The organism is Enterobacter cloacae complex sp. IR5403, from assembly GCF_049238705.1.
Taxonomy (GTDB): Bacteria; Pseudomonadota; Gammaproteobacteria; order Enterobacterales; family Enterobacteriaceae; genus Enterobacter; species Enterobacter hormaechei_C.
Genome location: NZ_JBMKHP010000002.1, coordinates 383,284 through 402,526, shown reverse-complemented (window position 1 = coordinate 402,526; position 19,243 = coordinate 383,284). Strand labels below are relative to the sequence as shown.

General features: G+C 55.2%; 13 protein-coding genes. 1 reads left to right on the top strand and 12 read right to left on the bottom strand.

The window, feature by feature from the left end; translation table 11 throughout:
* Window positions 1-3: 3 nt before the first annotated feature.
* The 4 genes from cydB to mngA form a co-directional block, all read right to left on the bottom strand.
* On the bottom strand, window positions 4-1,143 hold the full coding sequence (cydB, locus tag ACOTW6_RS04850) for a cytochrome d ubiquinol oxidase subunit II (protein WP_023303309.1): 1,140 nt from the start codon (window positions 1,141-1,143) through the stop codon (window positions 4-6).
* Between the two features lie 15 nt (window positions 1,144-1,158).
* Window positions 1,159-2,727 (bottom strand): cytochrome ubiquinol oxidase subunit I, encoded by a 1,569-nt coding sequence (gene cydA / locus ACOTW6_RS04845; protein WP_003858601.1) that lies wholly within the window; start codon window positions 2,725-2,727, stop codon window positions 1,159-1,161.
* A 679-nt stretch (window positions 2,728-3,406) separates the two neighbouring features.
* Window positions 3,407-6,043 (bottom strand): mannosylglycerate hydrolase, encoded by a 2,637-nt coding sequence (gene mngB / locus ACOTW6_RS04840; protein ID WP_213788903.1) that lies wholly within the window; start codon window positions 6,041-6,043, stop codon window positions 3,407-3,409.
* 23 nt (window positions 6,044-6,066) lie between these two features.
* Window positions 6,067-7,983: a PTS 2-O-a-mannosyl-D-glycerate transporter subunit IIABC gene (gene mngA, locus ACOTW6_RS04835; RefSeq protein WP_062932181.1), complete on the bottom strand. Its 1,917-nt coding sequence runs from the start codon at window positions 7,981-7,983 to the stop codon at window positions 6,067-6,069.
* Window positions 7,984-8,154: 171 nt separating this feature from the next.
* Between mngA and ACOTW6_RS04830 the strand changes: the two genes are divergently transcribed.
* Window positions 8,155-8,871 (top strand): GntR family transcriptional regulator, encoded by a 717-nt coding sequence (locus tag ACOTW6_RS04830; protein WP_017384967.1) that lies wholly within the window; start codon window positions 8,155-8,157, stop codon window positions 8,869-8,871.
* Window positions 8,872-8,956: 85 nt separating this feature from the next.
* On the opposite strand, the gene sucD is transcribed toward ACOTW6_RS04830, so the two are convergent.
* The 8 genes from sucD to sdhC all read right to left on the bottom strand — a co-directional run bounded on the left by sucD (window position 8,957) and on the right by sdhC (window position 18,716).
* On the bottom strand, window positions 8,957-9,826 hold the full coding sequence (gene sucD / locus ACOTW6_RS04825; protein ID WP_006809578.1) for a succinate--CoA ligase subunit alpha: 870 nt from the start codon (window positions 9,824-9,826) through the stop codon (window positions 8,957-8,959).
* A complete protein-coding gene (gene sucC / locus ACOTW6_RS04820) occupies window positions 9,826-10,992 on the bottom strand; it encodes an ADP-forming succinate--CoA ligase subunit beta (protein WP_017384968.1) in 1,167 nt (388 codons plus the stop codon). Before sucC ends, sucD begins: the two co-directional genes overlap by 1 nt.
* 84 nt (window positions 10,993-11,076) lie before the next feature.
* Window positions 11,077-12,291 carry a 2-oxoglutarate dehydrogenase complex dihydrolipoyllysine-residue succinyltransferase gene (gene odhB, locus ACOTW6_RS04815; protein WP_121479192.1) on the bottom strand — a complete coding sequence of 405 codons (1,215 nt, stop codon included), beginning with the start codon at window positions 12,289-12,291 and terminating at the stop codon, window positions 11,077-11,079.
* A 14-nt stretch (window positions 12,292-12,305) separates the two neighbouring features.
* Window positions 12,306-15,113: a 2-oxoglutarate dehydrogenase E1 component gene (sucA, locus tag ACOTW6_RS04810; protein WP_003858615.1), complete on the bottom strand. Its 2,808-nt coding sequence runs from the start codon at window positions 15,111-15,113 to the stop codon at window positions 12,306-12,308.
* A gap of 359 nt (window positions 15,114-15,472) precedes the next feature.
* Window positions 15,473-16,189: a succinate dehydrogenase iron-sulfur subunit SdhB gene (gene sdhB / locus ACOTW6_RS04805; protein ID WP_017384969.1), complete on the bottom strand. Its 717-nt coding sequence runs from the start codon at window positions 16,187-16,189 to the stop codon at window positions 15,473-15,475.
* Between the two features lie 15 nt (window positions 16,190-16,204).
* Window positions 16,205-17,971, bottom strand: a complete 1,767-nt coding sequence (gene sdhA / locus ACOTW6_RS04800; protein ID WP_040117383.1) for a succinate dehydrogenase flavoprotein subunit — start codon at window positions 17,969-17,971, stop codon at window positions 16,205-16,207.
* Entirely contained in the window at window positions 17,971-18,318 is a 348-nt protein-coding gene (gene sdhD, locus ACOTW6_RS04795) for a succinate dehydrogenase membrane anchor subunit (RefSeq protein ID WP_003858621.1), read from the bottom strand. Before sdhD ends, sdhA begins: the two co-directional genes overlap by 1 nt.
* A complete protein-coding gene (gene sdhC / locus ACOTW6_RS04790) occupies window positions 18,312-18,716 on the bottom strand; it encodes a succinate dehydrogenase cytochrome b556 subunit (RefSeq protein WP_026080740.1) in 405 nt (134 codons plus the stop codon). Before sdhC ends, sdhD begins: the two co-directional genes overlap by 7 nt.
* Window positions 18,717-19,243: the final 527 nt, after the last annotated feature.

The window sequence follows — 19,243 nt, the reverse complement described above, 5'->3', positions numbered from 1 at the left end:
TACTTAGTACATAGAGTGGGTGTTGCTTTCGATATGTTCTTTAGTGATACGACCGAACATTTTCCAGTAACACCAGATGGTGTAAGCCAGAACAATCGGAACGAACACGCAAGCCACATAGGTCATTAAGTTCAGCGTCATATGGCTGGACGTTGCATCCCACATGGTCAGGCTGGCATTCATCATGGTGCTGGATGGCATCACGAACGGGAACATCGCAATACCCGCCGTCAGGATGATGCACGCCAGCGTCAGGGAAGAGAATACGAACGCCAGAGCGCCTTTCTCCAGACGAGACGTCAGCACGGTCAGCAGTGGCAGCAGCACACCCAGAGCCGGGATAGCCCACAGCACAGGGGTATTGTTGAAGTTCACCAGCCATGCACCGGCCTGACGCGCCACCTCTTTGGTCAGCGGGTTAGACGGTGCAGCGTGGTTGATCGCGGAGGTCACCACGTATCCATCAATACCATACACCACCCACACGCCTGCTAGCGCGAAGCAGACCAGCGTCACCAGCGCCGCCACCTGAGCGGTAGCGCGGGAACGCAGATGCAGTTCACCTACGGTACGCATCTGGAGATAGGTTGCCCCCTGGGTGATGATCATCGCCACGCTCACCACGCCCGCCAGCAGACCAAACGGATTCAGCAGCTGGAAGAAGTTACCGGTGTAGAACAGACGCATATATTCGTCGACGTGGAACGGTACGCCCTGCAACAGGTTACCGAACGCCACACCAATGACCAGCGGTGGAACGAAGCTACCGATGAAGATGCCCCAGTCCCACATGTTACGCCAGCGGGTGTCTTCAATCTTGGAACGGTAGTCGAAACCCACCGGACGGAAGAATAAAGAAGCCAGCACCAGAATCATCGCCACATAGAAGCCGGAGAACGCAGCCGCGTAGACCATCGGCCAGGCAGCGAACAGCGCGCCGCCTGCGGTGATCAGCCACACCTGGTTACCGTCCCAGTGCGGGGCGATGGAGTTGATCATGATTCGACGCTCGGTGTCATTACGACCGAGGAAACGGGTGAGCATGCCCACGCCCATGTCGAAACCATCGGTGACCGCGAAACCAATCAGCAGAACACCGATCAGCAGCCACCAGATAAAACGCAATACTTCATAATCGATCATTTGATGACTCCTGTCTTAGCGTGCCGGCTGAGTAGTCGCAACAGACTGCTCGTAGTGGTAGCGACCGGTTTTCAGGCTGCTTGGGCCAAGGCGCGCGAACTTGAACATCAGGAACAGTTCAGCCACCAGGAACAGGGTGTACAGACCGCAAATGAGCAGCATGGAGAAGATCAGGTCGCCTGCGGTCAGGGAGGAGTTCGCTACCGCTGTTGGCAGCACCTCACCGATCGCCCACGGCTGACGGCCATATTCCGCAACAAACCAGCCGGACTCGATAGCAATCCACGGCAGTGGGATACCGTACAGCGCGGTGCGCAGCAGCCATTTTTTCTCACCGATACGGTTACGAATGACTGACCAGAACGAGGCCGCGATGATCAGCAGCATGATAATGCCGCAACCCACCATGATGCGGAACGCGAAGTACAGCGGCGCAACGCGTGGAATAGAGTCTTTGGTTGCCATCTGAATCTGCGCTTCCGTCGCGTCGGAGACGTTCGGGGTATAGCGTTTCAGCAGCAGACCGTAACCGAGGTCTTTCTTCACGTCGTTAAATTGATCGCGAACGGCCTGGTCGGTAGAGCCGGCGCGCAGCTGTTCCAGCAGCGAGTAGGCTTTCATCCCGTTACGGATACGCTCTTCATGCTGCACCATCAGATCTTTCAGGCCAGTCACCTGTTTGTCGACGGAGCGCGTGGCGATAATACCCAGAGCGTAAGGAATTTGAATGGCGAAGCGGTTTTCCTGCGCTTCCTGGTCAGGCACACCGAACAGGGTAAACGCTGCCGGTGCCGGCTGGGTTTCCCATTCAGCTTCAATTGCGGCGAGTTTGGTTTTCTGCACGTCGCCCATTTCGTAACCGGATTCATCACCCAGAACAATAACGGAAAGAATCGCGGCCATACCGAAGCTTGCTGCGATAGCGAAAGAACGCTTGGCAAAGGCGAAGTCGCGGCCGCGCAGCATATAGTAGGAGCTAATGCCCAGCACGAACATCGCGCCGCACACATAGCCAGACGCCACGGTGTGAACGAATTTAACCTGAGCAACCGGGTTCAGGACCAGCTCAGCGAAGCTGACCATCTCCATACGCATGGTTTCGAAGTTGAAATCAGATGCGATTGGGTTTTGCATCCAGCCGTTCGCCACCAGGATCCACAGTGCGGACAAGTTGGAGCCTAATGCCACCAGCCAGGTTACCGCCATATGCTGGACTTTACCCAGACGGTCCCAACCGAAGAAGAACAGACCTACAAAGGTGGATTCGAGGAAGAAGGCCATCAGACCTTCAATGGCCAGCGGCGCACCGAAAATATCCCCCACATAATGGGAATAGTAAGACCAGTTTGTCCCGAACTGGAACTCCATGGTCAGACCGGTTGCCACGCCCAGCGCAAAGTTGATACCAAACAACTTGCCCCAGAACTTGGTCATATCTTTATAAATCTGTTTGCCGGAGAGGACGTAAACCGTTTCCATGATGGCCAGCAGGAACGCCATACCGAGCGTCAGCGGCACAAACAGGAAGTGGTACATCGCGGTCAAGGCAAACTGTAAGCGCGACAGTTCGACTACGTCTAACATTATGACTCCTTGCTCATCGCATGAAGACTCCGAGAGTGAACCCCGTTAGATAAGGATCCACACGCATGCCCCAATACAAAGTAATCTGCTTCCCTTCTTCGTTGCTTATTCTCTACATGAGGAAAAAGCAATGATGAAAGGTTACAAATACGTTAAGAAAAAACCAAATTGATCCCGTAAATATAATACGCTGCAAAACCCTTACAATAAACAGGTTTTTATTCGAACAGATTTACGTTTTTCGACGGCGATCAATTTATAGCAAAATTACCACTTTTCGGCCATTTTGATCGGGAACAATTTAACGCCTTTTGGAGCCTTTTTCCAAGGATTAAACATTGATTTAAATCAAAAACAGCCAGAGCTGTTAATGATGTTTCTTTGTGGCATGGATAGTAAAAACCTTGTTAATAATATGTATATTTAAAGGCGTTATTGGTTATAAAAGCCAGAAGATAATATAAACAGTTGTGATTTTTATTAACGCGCGTGAAAAAAAGCTTTTTGCCGGAAGATAAACATATAATGTTATCTGCTTCACAGTATTTTTCTTTCGCTTTGCTACCCGCCGAAAAGATTACATTTCATTCACCTTTAATAATCTTAAAATTAACACCCTTTCGTGACTATTTGATGAAATAAAGGCCGCAGGAATGCGGCCTTTATTTTGTTCGGAGGATTACCTTTCAATTTTTATGCTGAAGGTGCGTGACTGGCCTGGCCGGAAAGGTCCCGTAATGGCTGAACCCTCCTCCCCTTGCGCCTTGCACACCTCATTCATGTCCGTTTCGCAACAGGCCTGGACCTCACGGTTCACAGACAAAGCCACGTCACAGGAGCGGGTCTCCGAAGGGTTGTACAGACGAAGAATCATCTCGTCACGATCCTCCGCTTTTTTCAGCGCACTGAGTACGCATCCGTTAGGCGCCAGCGTTAGCAGGCTATAGCTACAGGGGGTGGAGAAAGAGGCGCGGTTAAGCTTCATCGCATCCCACGGGATTTTGTTATAACAGTGCACTGGCGTTAACCACGACTTCGCCTGCTGCGCAACGCCAGCACTGACGGGTGTACCATTAAAACTCAACAGGCTAAAGCGACAGGTTAACTGGCCCCGCATCTGCGAATCCGGCACCGGCATTTTGATCCCGGACGGTCTGCCGGGGCGCAGCAGTAAATCTTCCTTCCCAAGCACCCCCACGCCGCGAAGCAACGTCAGGGCAAACGTTTTTTGACGCTCGCCAGTCACTTCAAATTCGCGCAACCCTTCGGTAAACAGCGCCATTCCGTTACGCCGTTCCTGGAGCACCGCGTAGTTGAGCAGATTCCACACCGGCAGCGGCGCTTCCTTCCAGCCCTCCTCCTGCCAGTTCGCCATCGCTTCATCCTGTACAGGTCGCGTCAGCGAACCGAACTGGGTATCGGCTAACACCGTGTCTGTGGTAAATGGCGTCGGGATCAGCACCCGCACACGGTGGTCATCCGCGTGATTTCCGAGACGCGCCTCAACGTCGATACGTCGGCTGTTATGGCTGAGCGTGACCGTGAGCTCTGCCTCAAGCGTTCCCGTCTGCTGACGCGCAGAACGTTCGGCGAGATCCGCCGGCACCGCCATGCGATGGCGGATCACCGCCCTGCTCTGCCAGGCCTCGTGGATCACCTCAACCTCATGCTCGCCCTGCGCGGAAGTGAGTCTCCACTCTTCCCGTGAAGGCGAGTAGTCGTACTCATCGCCATCATCCGAGCTCTCTTCTATTTCCAGCGCGCGGTCATAGATAAGCCCGGACGCTTTATCGAGCAGACACAGGGTGCCGTCGTCGTTTAACGTTATTTCCCAGAAAGCATTTTCCAGTAACGCCTCCGACGATTTTTCTGCCGCCAGCAGCTTGCCAGCCACGTGCGGCTCGATATAGAGCGTGCGGTAACCCATTGATGGCAGGATCTGGTTGAGCTGGATGTCAAACTCCATAAAGGGATCGTAGTTGCCGTAATGCACAATCTGCCGGTCAATCAAGCCGGGGTCGATTTCACGCGCGCTGCGCAGGCAGTAAGGGATTTCATTCCCCCTATCGTCCAGCAGGCGGAACTGGCTGGCGCGCAGACGTATCGTGGTGTTAATCACTTCCTCACGCGGCCAGGGCGTGAGGTTAAACATCACCAGTTTGTCTTCCTCGCTCTGCGGCATGTTGTCGACAATCTTGCGCATATAGAAGCATGTCAGGTTATCGGCCATGTCTTCCGCCAGCTCGAATCGTGACATCACCTCACGATGCACTTTGTCACTACAGCAGCAGCCGATACTGTCGTGGGCGTGATTCTTGAGGATCTCTTTCCACATTTTTTCCAGCAAGCCGTGGTGATACTCAAAGCCCAGCGTCCAGGCAAGCGTGGCCAGCGGCTCAAGGACGTTGACGATTTTATTCTCTATCCGGGCGTGGGCGATTTTAATGTCCATCCGCGTGGAGCCTATCGTCCGGTGCACCCGCATATATTTACCGTCAATAAACTCCCCTTTCAGCGTCGCCAGTTCATCGCGGTGCGCGTCAATGTGGTCAAACACCTCCTCGAAGCGGCTCATCACAAACTGACGCTGCGGATAGATTTCGCGCAGCTTATCCATCACCGCAAAGATGTTCTGCTGGAGCGGCATCTGATCATGACCGTTAGGCAGTAAAATTTCTTTCGTCACGGAGGCTTTTTCCAGCACCTCGAAGTACGTGTCGAGCCGTTTGCGCAGCCCGGCCTCATCCTCCGGTAAGTACTTACCAATCGCGTAGCCCAGCGGCAGCACCTGTGCCGTCACTTCGCTGCCGTCCTGGCTTTGCCAGAGAAATTCGGTTTTATCGGTACCGTGCCGCTCGGAACACCCGCGCCAGAACATGGTGCGCGTGATGCCAAAACCGTTGTAAAAGTGCGGCAGTTGGGAAGACATGCCGAAGGAGTCCGGCAGATAGCCAATTTTCATCGGCTCGCCAAAGGCCAGACAGTCGCGAATGCCGTGCATCAGATTTCGGACAATCGACTCGCCGGAGACAAGGGTGGTATCCGTCTGGGTATACCACGGCCCGATAATCAGCTTCCCGGCCGCCACCAGCGCCTTCACGCGTGGCCTGCTTTCCGGTTTCACGGCAAAATAATCTTCCAGCACCGCCGTCTGGCCGTCGAGAACGTAGTATTTATACTCTGCGTCCTGCTCAAGACGGGTGAGGATCTCTTCCATATTATTGACCAGAAGAATACGTGACGCTTCGGTGGTGAAGTACCACTCCCGGTCCCAGTGCATATGTGGCGTGATATGAACGCGAGATACAGCTTTCATCTTCGTTTCCTGTCAGTGCGTGTTTACGATGGTATGTCTTCAGTCACGTAGGTGCCGCTCTTCACGGCCTGGCGTCGCCAGAGCAGTAAAATGAGCGTAGAGATTGCGGCGCCAATCAGCGCGGCGCCAAACCAGCCAACAGCGGCCATCACGCCGCCCATCCCGGCATCATGCAGTAAGAAGAGCGAGAAAATGCCCGCGCCTGGGGTGGATAGCCCAATCCCCATCGCCCCGACAATCGCTCCGGTCGCCATTGACCCCAGAACAAATGAGCCGATGACCCGCAGCGGATCTTCGATAGCCATCGGAATTGCCCCTTCGGTGATGCCCGCCAGCCCCAGCAGCCATGTGGACTTGCCGGTTTCAATTTCGAACTGTTTGAACAGGTTCGGAGCCAGCATCGTTGATGCCGTCACGGTAAAGGCCGATACCATTTTGACGGAGGCAAAAATCGCATAAGGCCCGTATACGCCATTGGCCATCGCTCCCAGACAGAACGCGTAAGAGGCTTTGTTGACCGGACCGCCCAGATCGAACGAGCACATAAAGCCCAGGATCGCCCCCAGCAGCAGCGCGTTCGCGCCGGACAGACCGTTAAGCCAGGCGGTCAGGGCGTTATTGATCCAGGCCACCGGTTCGCCGATCACAAACAGTATCAGGCTGCCTGCGCCCAGCACACCAATCACCGGATAGAGATAAAAGGTCAGAAAGCCGTTGTAGCGGCTACTCAGCCGGATGTGGTTTTTCACCCAGCGCATCAGGTAGCCCGCAATCAGCCCGCCGACGATGGCCCCGAGAAAACCAGAGCCGATCATATTGGCGGCAAGACCCGCCGCAAAGCCGGGCGTAAGTGCAGGTTTATCCGCCAGCGAGTAAGCGGTATAGGCCGCCAGAACAGGCACCATCAGAATACCGAGCATCCCGCCGCCCAGTTTGCGGTACATCCACAGCCACGAGTTTTCCTGATCGAACAGATGCTGCAAGCCCAGGATTTGCGCCAGCAGTACCGACACGGCCAGCACCGTGCCGCCAGCGACAATCAGCGGCACCGCAAAAGAGATACCGCTGAGCAGCGCCTGCTTGAGTTCGGTTTTAACGCACTTTTTCGCGTCCGAGTCGACGTGCGCAGGACGCGCATCGGATACAGGCTGTAGCGCCAGCGCACGCTCAATGAGCGCTTCCGCATGGCGCAAGGGTTCCGCGACAGGCACGGAAATGGCGGGGATCCCCTGAAAACGCTCACGCTCTTTGATCGCCACTTCCGCCGCGAAGATACACGCTTTTGCCTCCTGCAACTGCTGCGCGGTGATGCGCCCCTCAATACCATTTGCCCCCTGCTTTTCGACCACCACATTGACGCCGAGCTTACGTCCCGCTTTTTCGAGATACTCCGCTGCCATGTAGGTATGGGCGATCCCGGCCGGACAGGCGGTCACGCAGACGATCGTCGGGGCATTCTCCGCAACGGCGGTTTCTTGTGCGTCAGGCGCCGTCTCCAGCGCCGCAAGCACCGCTTCCGCGCTGGTCGCCGTCATCACGCGCGCCCTGAGCTCGTCATCCGCCAGGCGAGATGTCAGTTCCGTCAGGACCTGAATATGCGTTGACCCCGCTTGAGCGGGAGGAATGGCGAGCAGAAAAATCAGCTCGACCTCCTCCGGCCCGTCCACGCCTTCCCAGGCCAGCGTCTCGCGCAGTGTGGCCACGGCAAAAGCCGCTTCCTTTACCGCCGCTGATTTACCATGGGGTACGGCCAGCCCCTCGCCCAGCGCCGTCGGGCCAAGCGATTCCCGATGGAAGACGTCTGCCAGAAACGTATCGGCGTCGGCTATTTTGCCCAACGCCACCAGCCGCGTCGCAAGCTGACGGATTGCCTCATCACGGCTGGTAAACTGCGCCTGCACGCAGACAGCACGGGGGTCGGTCAGAGTCGTCAGGTTCATAAAGATCCTCACCTATCCAAAGTTATTGTCTGGGGAGGATTGTGGCAGACCAGATAATACATTTATGTGATCATTTTCACTAACATCGATATTTGTATCTTATTTGTATTATTTACAAATTTACCGCTGAAGGCATAATTCCCTGAAAAGGTATTAAAAAGGCGCGACACAATGGGCAATAAACCGATGTACCGGCAGATCGCCGATGCGTTCCGCGAGAAAATTAATGCCGGTGAGTTAAAACCTGGCGATGCGCTGCCGACGGAATCCAGCCTTCAGGAGGCGTTTAGCGTCAGCCGGGTCACCGTGCGGCAGGCTTTGAAGCTGCTCGCCGACGAGCAGATCATCGAAAGTATTCAGGGCAGCGGCTCGTATGTAAAAGAGGAGCGGGTGAATTACGATATTTATCAGCTCACCGGCTTTTACGAAAAGCTGGCGGATCGCAACGTCGATACGCACAGCGACGTCAGCGTCTTCGAAGTGGTGAAAGCCGATGAGCGGCTCGCGGCAAAACTGGCGCTCAATCCGGATGATAAGGTCTGGCACGTCAAGCGCGTACGCTTCATCAGGGAAAAGCCGGTGAATCTGGAAGAGACATGGATGCCGCTGGCGATGTTCCCCGACCTCACCTGGGAAGTGATGGAACAGTCGAAATACCATTACATTGAGCAGATCAAAAAGATGGTTATCGATCGCAGCGAGCAGGAGCTGGTGCCAGTCATGCCATCGGACGAGGCGATTGCCGCCCTGGCGCTCGATCCGGCAAAACCGATTCTGGAAAAAGTCTCCCGCGGCTTTCTGAAAGACGGCCGGGTATTTGAATACAGTCGCAACGTGTTTAACACCGACGACTATAAATTCACTCTGGTGGCTAAACGCAGACAATAAAAAAGGCCGCTTTACAGCGGCCAACCATGTCGAAACGGACATTTTTTTATACTTCAACGCGCCCCATTCGGGGAGCAGAGAGGACTTACTTAATGATGGATTTCAGTGCTTCACCGATATCCGCCAGGCTGCGAACGGTTTTCACGCCTGCGGCTTCCAGTGCTGCGAATTTCTCATCAGCCGTACCTTTACCGCCAGCGATAATCGCGCCCGCGTGACCCATACGTTTGCCTTTCGGCGCGGTCACACCCGCGATGTAACCCACCACTGGTTTGGTCACATGATCTTTGATGTAAGCAGCCGCTTCTTCTTCCGCGCTACCACCGATCTCACCGATCATCACGATCGCTTCGGTCTGTGGATCTTCCTGGAACAGCTTCAGGATGTCGATGAAGTTAGAGCCCGGGATCGGATCACCGCCGATGCCCACGCAGGTGGACTGACCGAAACCGTAGTCGGTGGTCTGCTTAACCGCTTCATAGGTCAGGGTACCGGAGCGGGAAACGATGCCCACTTTACCCGGCTTGTGAATGTGGCCCGGCATGATGCCGATTTTGCATTCGCCCGGGGTGATAACGCCTGGGCAGTTCGGACCGATCATGCGCACGCCCGCTTCGTCCAGCTTCACCTTCACGGTCAGCATATCCAGCGTCGGGATACCTTCGGTGATGGTGATGATCAGCTTAATGCCTGCGTCGATCGCTTCCAGAATAGAGTCTTTGCAGAACGGCGCCGGTACGTAGATCACGGTCGCGGTTGCGCCCGTCGCTTCTACCGCTTCACGCACGGTGTTGAACACCGGCAGGCCCAGATGCGTGGTGCCGCCTTTACCTGGCGTTACGCCGCCAACCATCTGCGTACCGTAGGCAATCGCCTGTTCGGAGTGGAAAGTCCCCTGGCTACCGGTGAAGCCCTGGCAGATAACCTTGGTATCTTTATTAATTAAAACGGACATTATTTCCCCTCCACTGCGGCAACAACCTGCTGAGCTGCATCCGTCAGACTTTTCGCTGCAATAATATTCAGGCCGCTGTCAGCCAGTTTTTTCGCGCCGAGTTCAGCGTTGTTCCCTTCCAGACGTACAACAACCGGAACGTTAACGCCCACTTCTTCTACCGCGCCGATGATACCGTCGGCGATCAGGTCGCAACGTACGATACCGCCGAAGATGTTCACCAGAACCGCTTTCACGTTGCTGTCAGAGAGAATGATTTTGAACGCTTCGGTTACGCGCTCTTTAGTTGCGCCACCGCCCACGTCGAGGAAGTTCGCTGGCTCACCGCCGTGCAGCTTAACGATGTCCATGGTGCCCATTGCCAGGCCCGCACCGTTAACCATGCAGCCGATGTTGCCATCCAGCGCCACATAGTTCAGTTCCCACTGTGCAGCCTGCGCTTCACGCGGATCTTCCTGAGACTGGTCGCGCATTTCGCGCAGATCGGACTGGCGGAACAGCGCGTTGCCGTCAGCGCCCAGCTTGCCGTCGAGGCAGATCAGGTCGCCCTGAGTGGTGATCACCAGCGGGTTGATCTCGATCAGCGCCAGATCGCGCTCCAGGAAGATGGTCGCCAGACCCATGAAGATCTTGGTGAACTGCTGAACCAGCTTGCCTTCCAGACCCAGTTTGAACGCCAGCTCACGACCCTGGTAAGGCATTGGGCCCGCCAGCGGATCGATAGCCACTTTGTGGATCAGGTGCGGGGTCTCTTCCGCCACTTTTTCGATTTCCACGCCGCCTTCGGTAGACGCCATGAACACCACGCGACGGGAGCTACGGTCTACGACTGCGCCGAGGTACAGTTCTTTCGCGATGTCGGTTGCCGCTTCAACCAGGATCTGGTTAACCGGCTGGCCGTTCGCATCTGTCTGGTAGGTTACCAGACGCTTGCCGAGCCAATGTTCAGCAAACGCACGGATCTCTTCTTTGCTCTTAACAACCTTCACACCGCCCGCTTTACCACGGCCACCAGCGTGAACCTGACATTTAACTACCCACGGGCCGGAACCGATTTTAGACGCGGCTTCTTCTGCTTCACGCGGGGTAGTACAGGCATAACCCACCGGAGCCGGTAAGCCATACCGGGCAAACAGCTGTTTGGCCTGATATTCATGTAAGTTCATGTGTTCTATCCATCCTTCAGGTAATCGTTAGGTAGTGCTTTGTAGGCCCGGCAAGCAACGCGCCGCCGGGCAAGACTGCAAAAACTAGACGTCCAGCAGCAGACGCGTTGGATCTTCCAGCAGCTCTTTAATGGCAACCAGGAAGCCTACGGACTCGCGGCCGTCGATCAGGCGGTGATCGTAAGAGAGCGCCAGGTACATCATCGGCAGGATCTCCACTTTACCGTCTACCGCCATTGGACGATCTTTAATGGCGTGCATACCCAGGATCGCGCTCTGCGGCGGGTTGATGATCGGGGTAGACATCAGCGAGCCGAACACGCCGCCGTTGGTAATGGTGAAGTTACCGCCGGTCAGATCCTCAACGGTCAGCTTGCCGTCGCGGCCTTTCACGGCCAGCTCTTTGATTTTCTTCTCAATGTCAGCCATACCCAGGGTGTCTACGTCACGCAGAACCGGGGTGACCAGGCCGCGTGGGGTAGAAACCGCCATGCTGACGTCGAAGTAGTTGTGGTAAACCACGTCATCGCCATCGATAGACGCGTTCACTTCCGGGTAGCGTTTCAGCGCTTCAACTACCGCTTTCACGTAGAAGGACATGAAGCCCAGACGGATACCGTGACGTTTTTCAAACGCGTCACCGTACTGCTTGCGCAGATCCATGATTGGCTTCATGTTGACTTCGTTAAAGGTGGTCAGCATCGCGGTGGAGTTTTTCGCTTCCAGCAGACGCTCGGCCACGCGCTTACGCAGGCGGGTCATCGGCACGCGTTTTTCGCTACGTGCGCCCAGAGCTGGCTGTGCCGCTGGTGCTGCCGCAGGGGCTTTCGCCTCAGAAGGCGCTTTTGCCAGATGCTTGTCGATGTCTTCGCGCGTCAGACGGCCACCCACGCCGGTGCCTTTGATGGCTGCCGGATCGAGGCTGTGCTCAGCCAGCAGGCGACGGATCGCCGGGCTGAGCGCGTCGTTGGTCTGATCGGACAGAGACGCCTGCTGGCGCTGGGCCGGAGTAGACGCTTTCTCTTCAGATTTGGCGCTGGACTCTTTGCCCGCGCTATTGCCTTCACGCAGGCGACCCAGGATCTGGCGAGAAGTGACGGTCGTACCTTCATCTTCCAGGACTGCATCCAGAATGCCATCCGCTGAAGCCGGTACTTCCAGTACCACTTTGTCAGTTTCGATTTCTACCAGCACTTCGTCACGGGTTACCGCGTCGCCTGGTTTTTTGTGCCAGGTGGCGACGGTTGCATCTGCTACGGACTCAGGCAGGTCGGGAACAAGAATATCTACGCTACTCATTATGTATCCTTTAATTAATCGACGTTCAGCGCGTCATTGACCAGATCTTGTTGCTGCTTCTGGTGAACGGACATATACCCTACCGCCGGAGAGGCGGAGGCCGGGCGACCTGCATAACGCAGGGCAGACCCAAATGGAATCACTTCACGGAAATGATGCTGGCTGCAATACCATGCGCCCTGGTTGAGCGGCTCTTCCTGGCACCAGACAAAATCATGAACGTGAGCGTACTGTTTCAGCACTTCCTGCATCGCCTGATGCGGGAACGGATAAAGCTGCTCGATACGCACGATGGCGACATCTTTCTGATCGTTCTTACGGCGCTGTTCCAGCAGGTCGTAATAAACCTTACCAGAACACATTACGACACGCTTAACGGCCTGCGGATCCAGCTCGTCAATTTCACCGATGGCCGGCAGGAAGGTGCCGTTTGCCAGCTCTTCCAGGCTGGAGACCGCCAGTGGATGGCGCAGCAGGGATTTTGGCGACATGACTACCAGCGGACGGCGCATACCGCGCAGCGCCTGACGACGCAGCATGTGGTAAACCTGAGCCGGAGTGGACGGCACACAAACCTGCATATTCTGCTCGGCGCAGAGTTGCAGATAACGCTCCAGACGCGCGGAGGAGTGCTCCGGCCCCTGTCCTTCGTAGCCGTGCGGCAGCAGCATCACCAGACCACACATACGGCCCCACTTCTGCTCACCGGAGGAGATGAACTGGTCGATGACGACCTGCGCACCGTTGGCGAAGTCACCGAACTGCGCTTCCCAGATGGTCAGAGTGCGGGGTTCTGCGGTGGCGTAGCCGTATTCGAAGGCCAGAACCGCTTCTTCTGACAGCACGGAGTCCCAGACCTTGAACTGGCCCTGACCGTTATGCACGTGCTGAAGCGGAGTGTACGTTGAACCGTTAGACTGGTTGTGCACAACCGCATGACGGTGGAAGAAGGTGCCACGACCCGCATCTTCACCGGACAGACGAACCGGAATACCTTCGTCAACCAGCGTCGCATAGGCCAGCGTTTCCGCGCCGCCCCAGTCGAACAGCTTCTCACCCGCCGCCATTGCCTGGCGATCGCCATAGATCTTGGCCACGCGGGACTGCATCTCGATCGCTTCCGGCACGGTGCTGATGCGTTTAGCCAGCTCCTGCAAACGCTTCATCTCAACCTTGTTCGGGTAGCTCTCGTCCCACTCGTGGTTGAGGTACGGCGACCAGGTGAAGGAGTGCATGTTCATTGGACGCAGCTCTTTCACTACGCATTCACCCGCGTCCAGCGCGTCGCGATAAAGATTGACCATTTCGGTCGCATCTTCCAGCGTCGCCACTTTTTCGCTTTCCAGCTTGTCAGCATAGATTTTACGCGGCGTCGGGTGTTTTTTGATTTTCTGGTACATCAGCGGCTGGGTTGCACTTGGCTCATCCGCTTCGTTGTGGCCGTGACGGCGGTAGCAGAAGAGGTCAATGAACACGTCGCGCTTGAAGGTGTTACGGAAGTCCAGCGCCAGACGGGTAACGAAAGCAACGGCTTCCGGGTCATCCGCGTTAACGTGGAAAATTGGCGCCTGAACCATTTTACCGATGTCGGTGCAGTACGGGGTGGAACGCGCATCCAGCGGGTTAGAGGTGGTGAAGCCCACCTGGTTGTTGATTACGATGCGAACGGTACCGCCCACTTCATAACCACGCGCTTTCGACATGTTCAGGGTTTCCTGAACCACGCCCTGCCCTGTGACCGCCGCATCACCGTGAATGGTGATTGGCAGCACTTTATTGCTGCTCGGCTCGTCCAGACGATCCAGACGCGCACGCACGGAACCGATAACCACCGGGCTGACGATTTCCAGGTGCGACGGGTTAAACGCCAGCGCCAGGTGAACCTGACCGCCCTCGGTTTCGATATCTGACGAGAAGCCCATGTGGTACTTCACGTCACCGGTGCCGAGGTGCTCTTTATGTTTACCCGCAAATTCGTCGAACAGATCCTGCGGCTTTTTACCTAGCACGTTAACCAGCACGTTCAGGCGACCACGGTGCGCCATGCCCAGCACCACTTCGCGCGTGCCGCTCTTACCGGCATGACGAATCAGCTCTTTCAGCATCGGGACTAACGCATCGCCGCCCTCCAGTGAGAAGCGTTTTGCGCCAGGGAATTTCGCGCCCAGATAGCGCTCAAGGCCTTCCGCTGCGGTCAGTTCGCTGAGGAAACGTTTTTTCTCTTCTGCTGAGAAATTCGCGTGACCTGCCACGGATTCGATACGCTGCTGGATCCAGCGTTTCTCTTCGGTGGAGGTAATGTGCATATATTCCGCGCCGATGGAGCCGCAGTAGGTTTGCTTGAGCGCGTCAATCAGATCGCCCAGCTTCATCGTGTCTTTGCCGATGGCAAAGGAACCTACGTTAAAGCTTTCCTGGAAATCGGCCTCGGTCAGATCGTGATAAGCCGGATCAAGATCCGCTACACGTTCCTGCTGCCACAGTCCCAGCGGATCGAGATTCGCATGCTGGTGACCACGGAAGCGATAAGCGTTGATAAGTTGCAGGACTTTAACCTGCTTCGCATTGGTGTCAGGGTCGGAAATCGCAGAAGAGTAACGTGAGGCATCCTTCGCCAGACGACGGAAATAATCACGTGTTTTTGAATGGAATTGATCCGGTTTGACCCCTGTACCAGGCAACTGCTGGAACATGGAACGCCAGTTTGCGTCCACTGAGTCAGGATCGGTTAAGAAGTCTTCATAGAGCTGTTCTATCCAGCTCTGGTTTGAACCAGAGAGGTAAGAAGAGTCCAGCCAGGCTTTCATTGCGCCGTTCTGCATCGTGATCCCTTAAGCATTTTTATGCTTACTTTCGCCGTAGAAACTACCACGCACACCACGTGTACGTGCCGGGGTTCACCTGCGAGCTCTTTGTGGCCCGCGAAGGAACCTTTAGAAACTGTCTAAATAATCTTCGTCGTTCCGGCTGCGACTGCGTTGCGGCTTTCACTCACCCCAGTCACATAGTCAACTATGCTCCAGGGGATTCGTTCAACCGCGCCTTGTCTCGCGCTGAACGTCTCGATTATTTACTTATCTGGCAGTTTTTAAAGGTTTCTGCAATTTGCCCGGTGACGCTACGCTTACCGGGCCTACTGTTACGTAGGCCGGATAAGCGCAGCGCCATCCGGCGTTGTTACTTACGCACTGCGCTGCAACAACATCGACTTAATATGGCCGATGGCACGCGTCGGGTTCAGCCCCTTAGGACACACACTGACGCAGTTCATGATGCTATGGCAGCGGAATACGCTGAAAGCGTCACTTAGCCCTTCCAGACGATTCTCGGTTTCGGTATCGCGGCTGTCGATCAGGAAGCGATAGGCAGCCAGCAGACCCGCAGGGCCGATAAATTTATCCGGGTTCCACCAGAATGACGGGCATGACGTTGAACAGCATGCACAGAGAATACACTCGTACAACCCATCGAGTTTTTCACGCTGCTCAGGAGACTGTAAGTGCTCGCGAGCGGGTGGATTTTGCCCATTATTCAATAAGTAAGGCTTAATCTTCTCATATTGTGCATAGAATTGCCCCATGTCCACCACCAAATCACGCACGACCGGCAGGCCAGGCAGAGGACGGATCACAATTTTCTGGCCAGGACGCTGTAGCGCTGAAATTGGCGTGATACAGGCCAGACCGTTTTTGCCGTTCATGTTTACACCGTCAGAGCCACACACCCCTTCACGGCAGGAGCGGCGGAACGACAGCGTAGGATCTTTCTCTTTCAGCTGGATTAAGGCATCCAGCAGCATCATGTCACGACCTTCTTCCGCTTCGAGGGTGTAATCCTGCATACGCGGAGCATCGTCTACATCCGGGTTATAACGATAAACTGAGAATTCGAGTTTCATTATCCTGTCTCCGCATTAGTAAGTACGAATCTTCGGCGGGAACGCCGGACGCAGTTTCGGTTCCATGTTAACGCTACGACGCGTCATGGTTTCCGACTCTGGCAGATACAGGGAATGGCACAGCCAGTTTTCGTCATCACGATCCGGGAAGTCGAAGCGGCTATGGGCGCCACGGCTTTCGGTACGGAAGTTTGCCGACATCGCAGTGGCGAACGCGGTTTCCATCAGGTTATCCAGCTCCAGGCACTCCACGCGCTGGGTGTTGAACTCGCTGGAGGTATCGTCCAGACGAGCATTTTTCAGACGCTCGCGGATCGCTTTCAGCTGCTCAAGCCCTTTGGCCATCGCGTCACCTTCACGGAATACCGAGAAGTTGTGCTGCATACACTCCTGCAACGCCTTACGGATCTCCACCGGATCTTCGCCGTTACGGTTGCCGTTCCAGCGGTTGAGGCGCGCAAGAGAGGCATCGATTTCGTCGTCGGTCGCATCACGCAGCGCGCCCTGCTCGGCAATAGACTCCTGGAGATGCAGACCCACCGCACGACCAAATACCACCAGGTCCAGCAGGGAGTTGCCGCCCAGACGGTTTGCGCCGTGCACGGATACGCAGGCAATTTCGCCTACCGCGAACAGGCCAGGGATGACCACGTCTTCGCCCTGCTCGTTCACGGTCAGCGCCTGACCGGTCACTTTGGTCGGAATACCACCCATCATGTAGTGACAGGTTGGGATAACCGGAATCGGCTCTTTCACCGGGTCGACGTGCGCGAAGGTGCGGGACAGCTCCAGAATGCCCGGCAGACGGGATTCCAGCACTTCTTTACCCAGATGGTCGAGTTTCAGCTTCGCGTGTGGACCCCAAGGGCCGTCACAGCCGCGGCCTTCACGGATTTCGATCATGATGGAACGCGCCACCACGTCACGGCCCGCCAGGTCTTTCGCGTTTGGCGCATAACGCTCCATGAAGCGCTCGCCATGTTTGTTCAGCAGATAGCCGCCTTCACCACGGCAGCCTTCTGTCACCAGTACGCCCGCACCGGCGATACCGGTTGGGTGGAACTGCCACATCTCCATGTCCTGCACCGGCACGCCAGCGCGGATCGCCATCCCAACGCCGTCACCGGTGTTGATATGGGCATTGGTAGTAGACTGATAGATACGGCCTGCGCCGCCGGTCGCCAGCACGGTTGCGCGGGCTTTGAAGTAGACCACCTCACCGGTTTCGATGCACAGGGCGGTACAACCCACCACGGCGCCATCGGCGTTTTTCACCAGATCCAGCGCATACCACTCAGAGAAGATGGTGGTGTGGTTTTTCAGGTTCTGCTGATAGAGCGTGTGCAGCAGCGCGTGGCCGGTACGGTCAGCCGCCGCTGCGGTACGTGCCGCCTGCTCGCCGCCGAAGTTTTTCGACTGGCCGCCAAACGGACGCTGATAGATGGTGCCATTTTCCAGACGGGAGAACGGCAGACCCATGTGGTCCAGCTCCAGAATCGCTTCCGGGCCGGTTTTACACATATATTCGATGGCATCCTGGTCACCGATGTAATCGGAACCTTTTACCGTATCGTACATGTGCCATTCCCAGTTATCTTCATGGGAATTACCCAGCGCAACGGTGATACCGCCCTGCGCAGACACAGTGTGGGAACGGGTCGGGAATACTTTAGAGAGCAGCGCACAGGTCTGGCCGCTCTGGGAAATTTGCAGTGCGGCGCGCATACCTGCGCCACCCGCACCAATCACAACAGCATCAAATTCTCTGACTGGCAGTTTCATTACACACCCCACACCACAACAAATCCATAAATGACGTAAACCAGCAGAGCAACAACAATAATCAGTTGCAGCGGAAGGCGAATCGCCAGCGGTTTAACGTAATCGGTCAACACCTGCCACATGCCAATCCAGGCATGAATAAGGATGGAGAACAGGGCCAGCAGGGTGAACACTTTGGTGAAGGCCGATCCGAAGAAACCACTCCAGATTTCCCACGTCAGCGTCCCGCTGGTCGCGAAGAAACCGATCATATAGATGATGTAAAGGGTGAGAACGATGGCGGTAGCACGGACCAGGATGAAGTCATGTACGCCGTTGCGTCCTAATGCGGAGGCGTTGCTTACCATACGAGAACTCCTGCGAGAAGTGAAAGCACGACAGTGATCACAAATGAAATGTTAGCGGTACGTTTACCGGCCTCGAACGTCTCTTCCAGGTAGCCAAAGTCCATCAGCATATGGCGAACGCCGCCAACCACGTGATAGGCCAGCGCGGTCAGAATACCCCACATGATAAATTTCACGAAGAAGCTGTTCATAATGGCTGAGGCCTGGAGGAATCCTTCAGGGGATGAGAGGCTTGTTCCCAGTAACCACAGCAAGATACCGACCGCCACAAACGTAATCACACCAGAAACACGGTGCAGAATGGACGCTATTGCTGTTACAGGGAATCGGATCGTTTTGAGATCCAGATTGACAGGTCTTTGTTTTTTCACATTTCTTATCATGAATAACGCCCACATGCTGTTCTTATTGTTTCCTTCCTCCGGACTGCGATGCGGGTCAGACAGCGTTCCTTTTCTATAACTGCGCGTCATGCAAAACATTGCTTCCAAATGCTAAAACGACACGTTACAACGCTGGGTGGCTCGGGATTGCAGGGTGTTCCGGAGACCTGGCGGCAGTATAGGCCGTTCACAAAATCATTACAATTAACCTACATACAGTTTGTTGGGTTTTCTCTGGAACAGTGATCGGGGTCACGATAACAACATCTTTTTAATTTTTAATCATCTGATTTGACAAATGTTAAACAATATTGTTACAAACGTCATCAGAAAAGGCATATAATGCGCAAAAGTTATGAGGTCTCTCTTTCACCTGACAAATAGTTATGTAACAGTGTGATGGTATTGACCGAAGTTATCAGGACAGTTATTAGTGATATACAGGTTTGAATAATTCGGACTGCAAAAACGCTGATTTGCTGTTGTTTCACTGATATTTCATTCGTTTACCTGCAAGGCGCCATAGCTCTGTACCCTGGTTT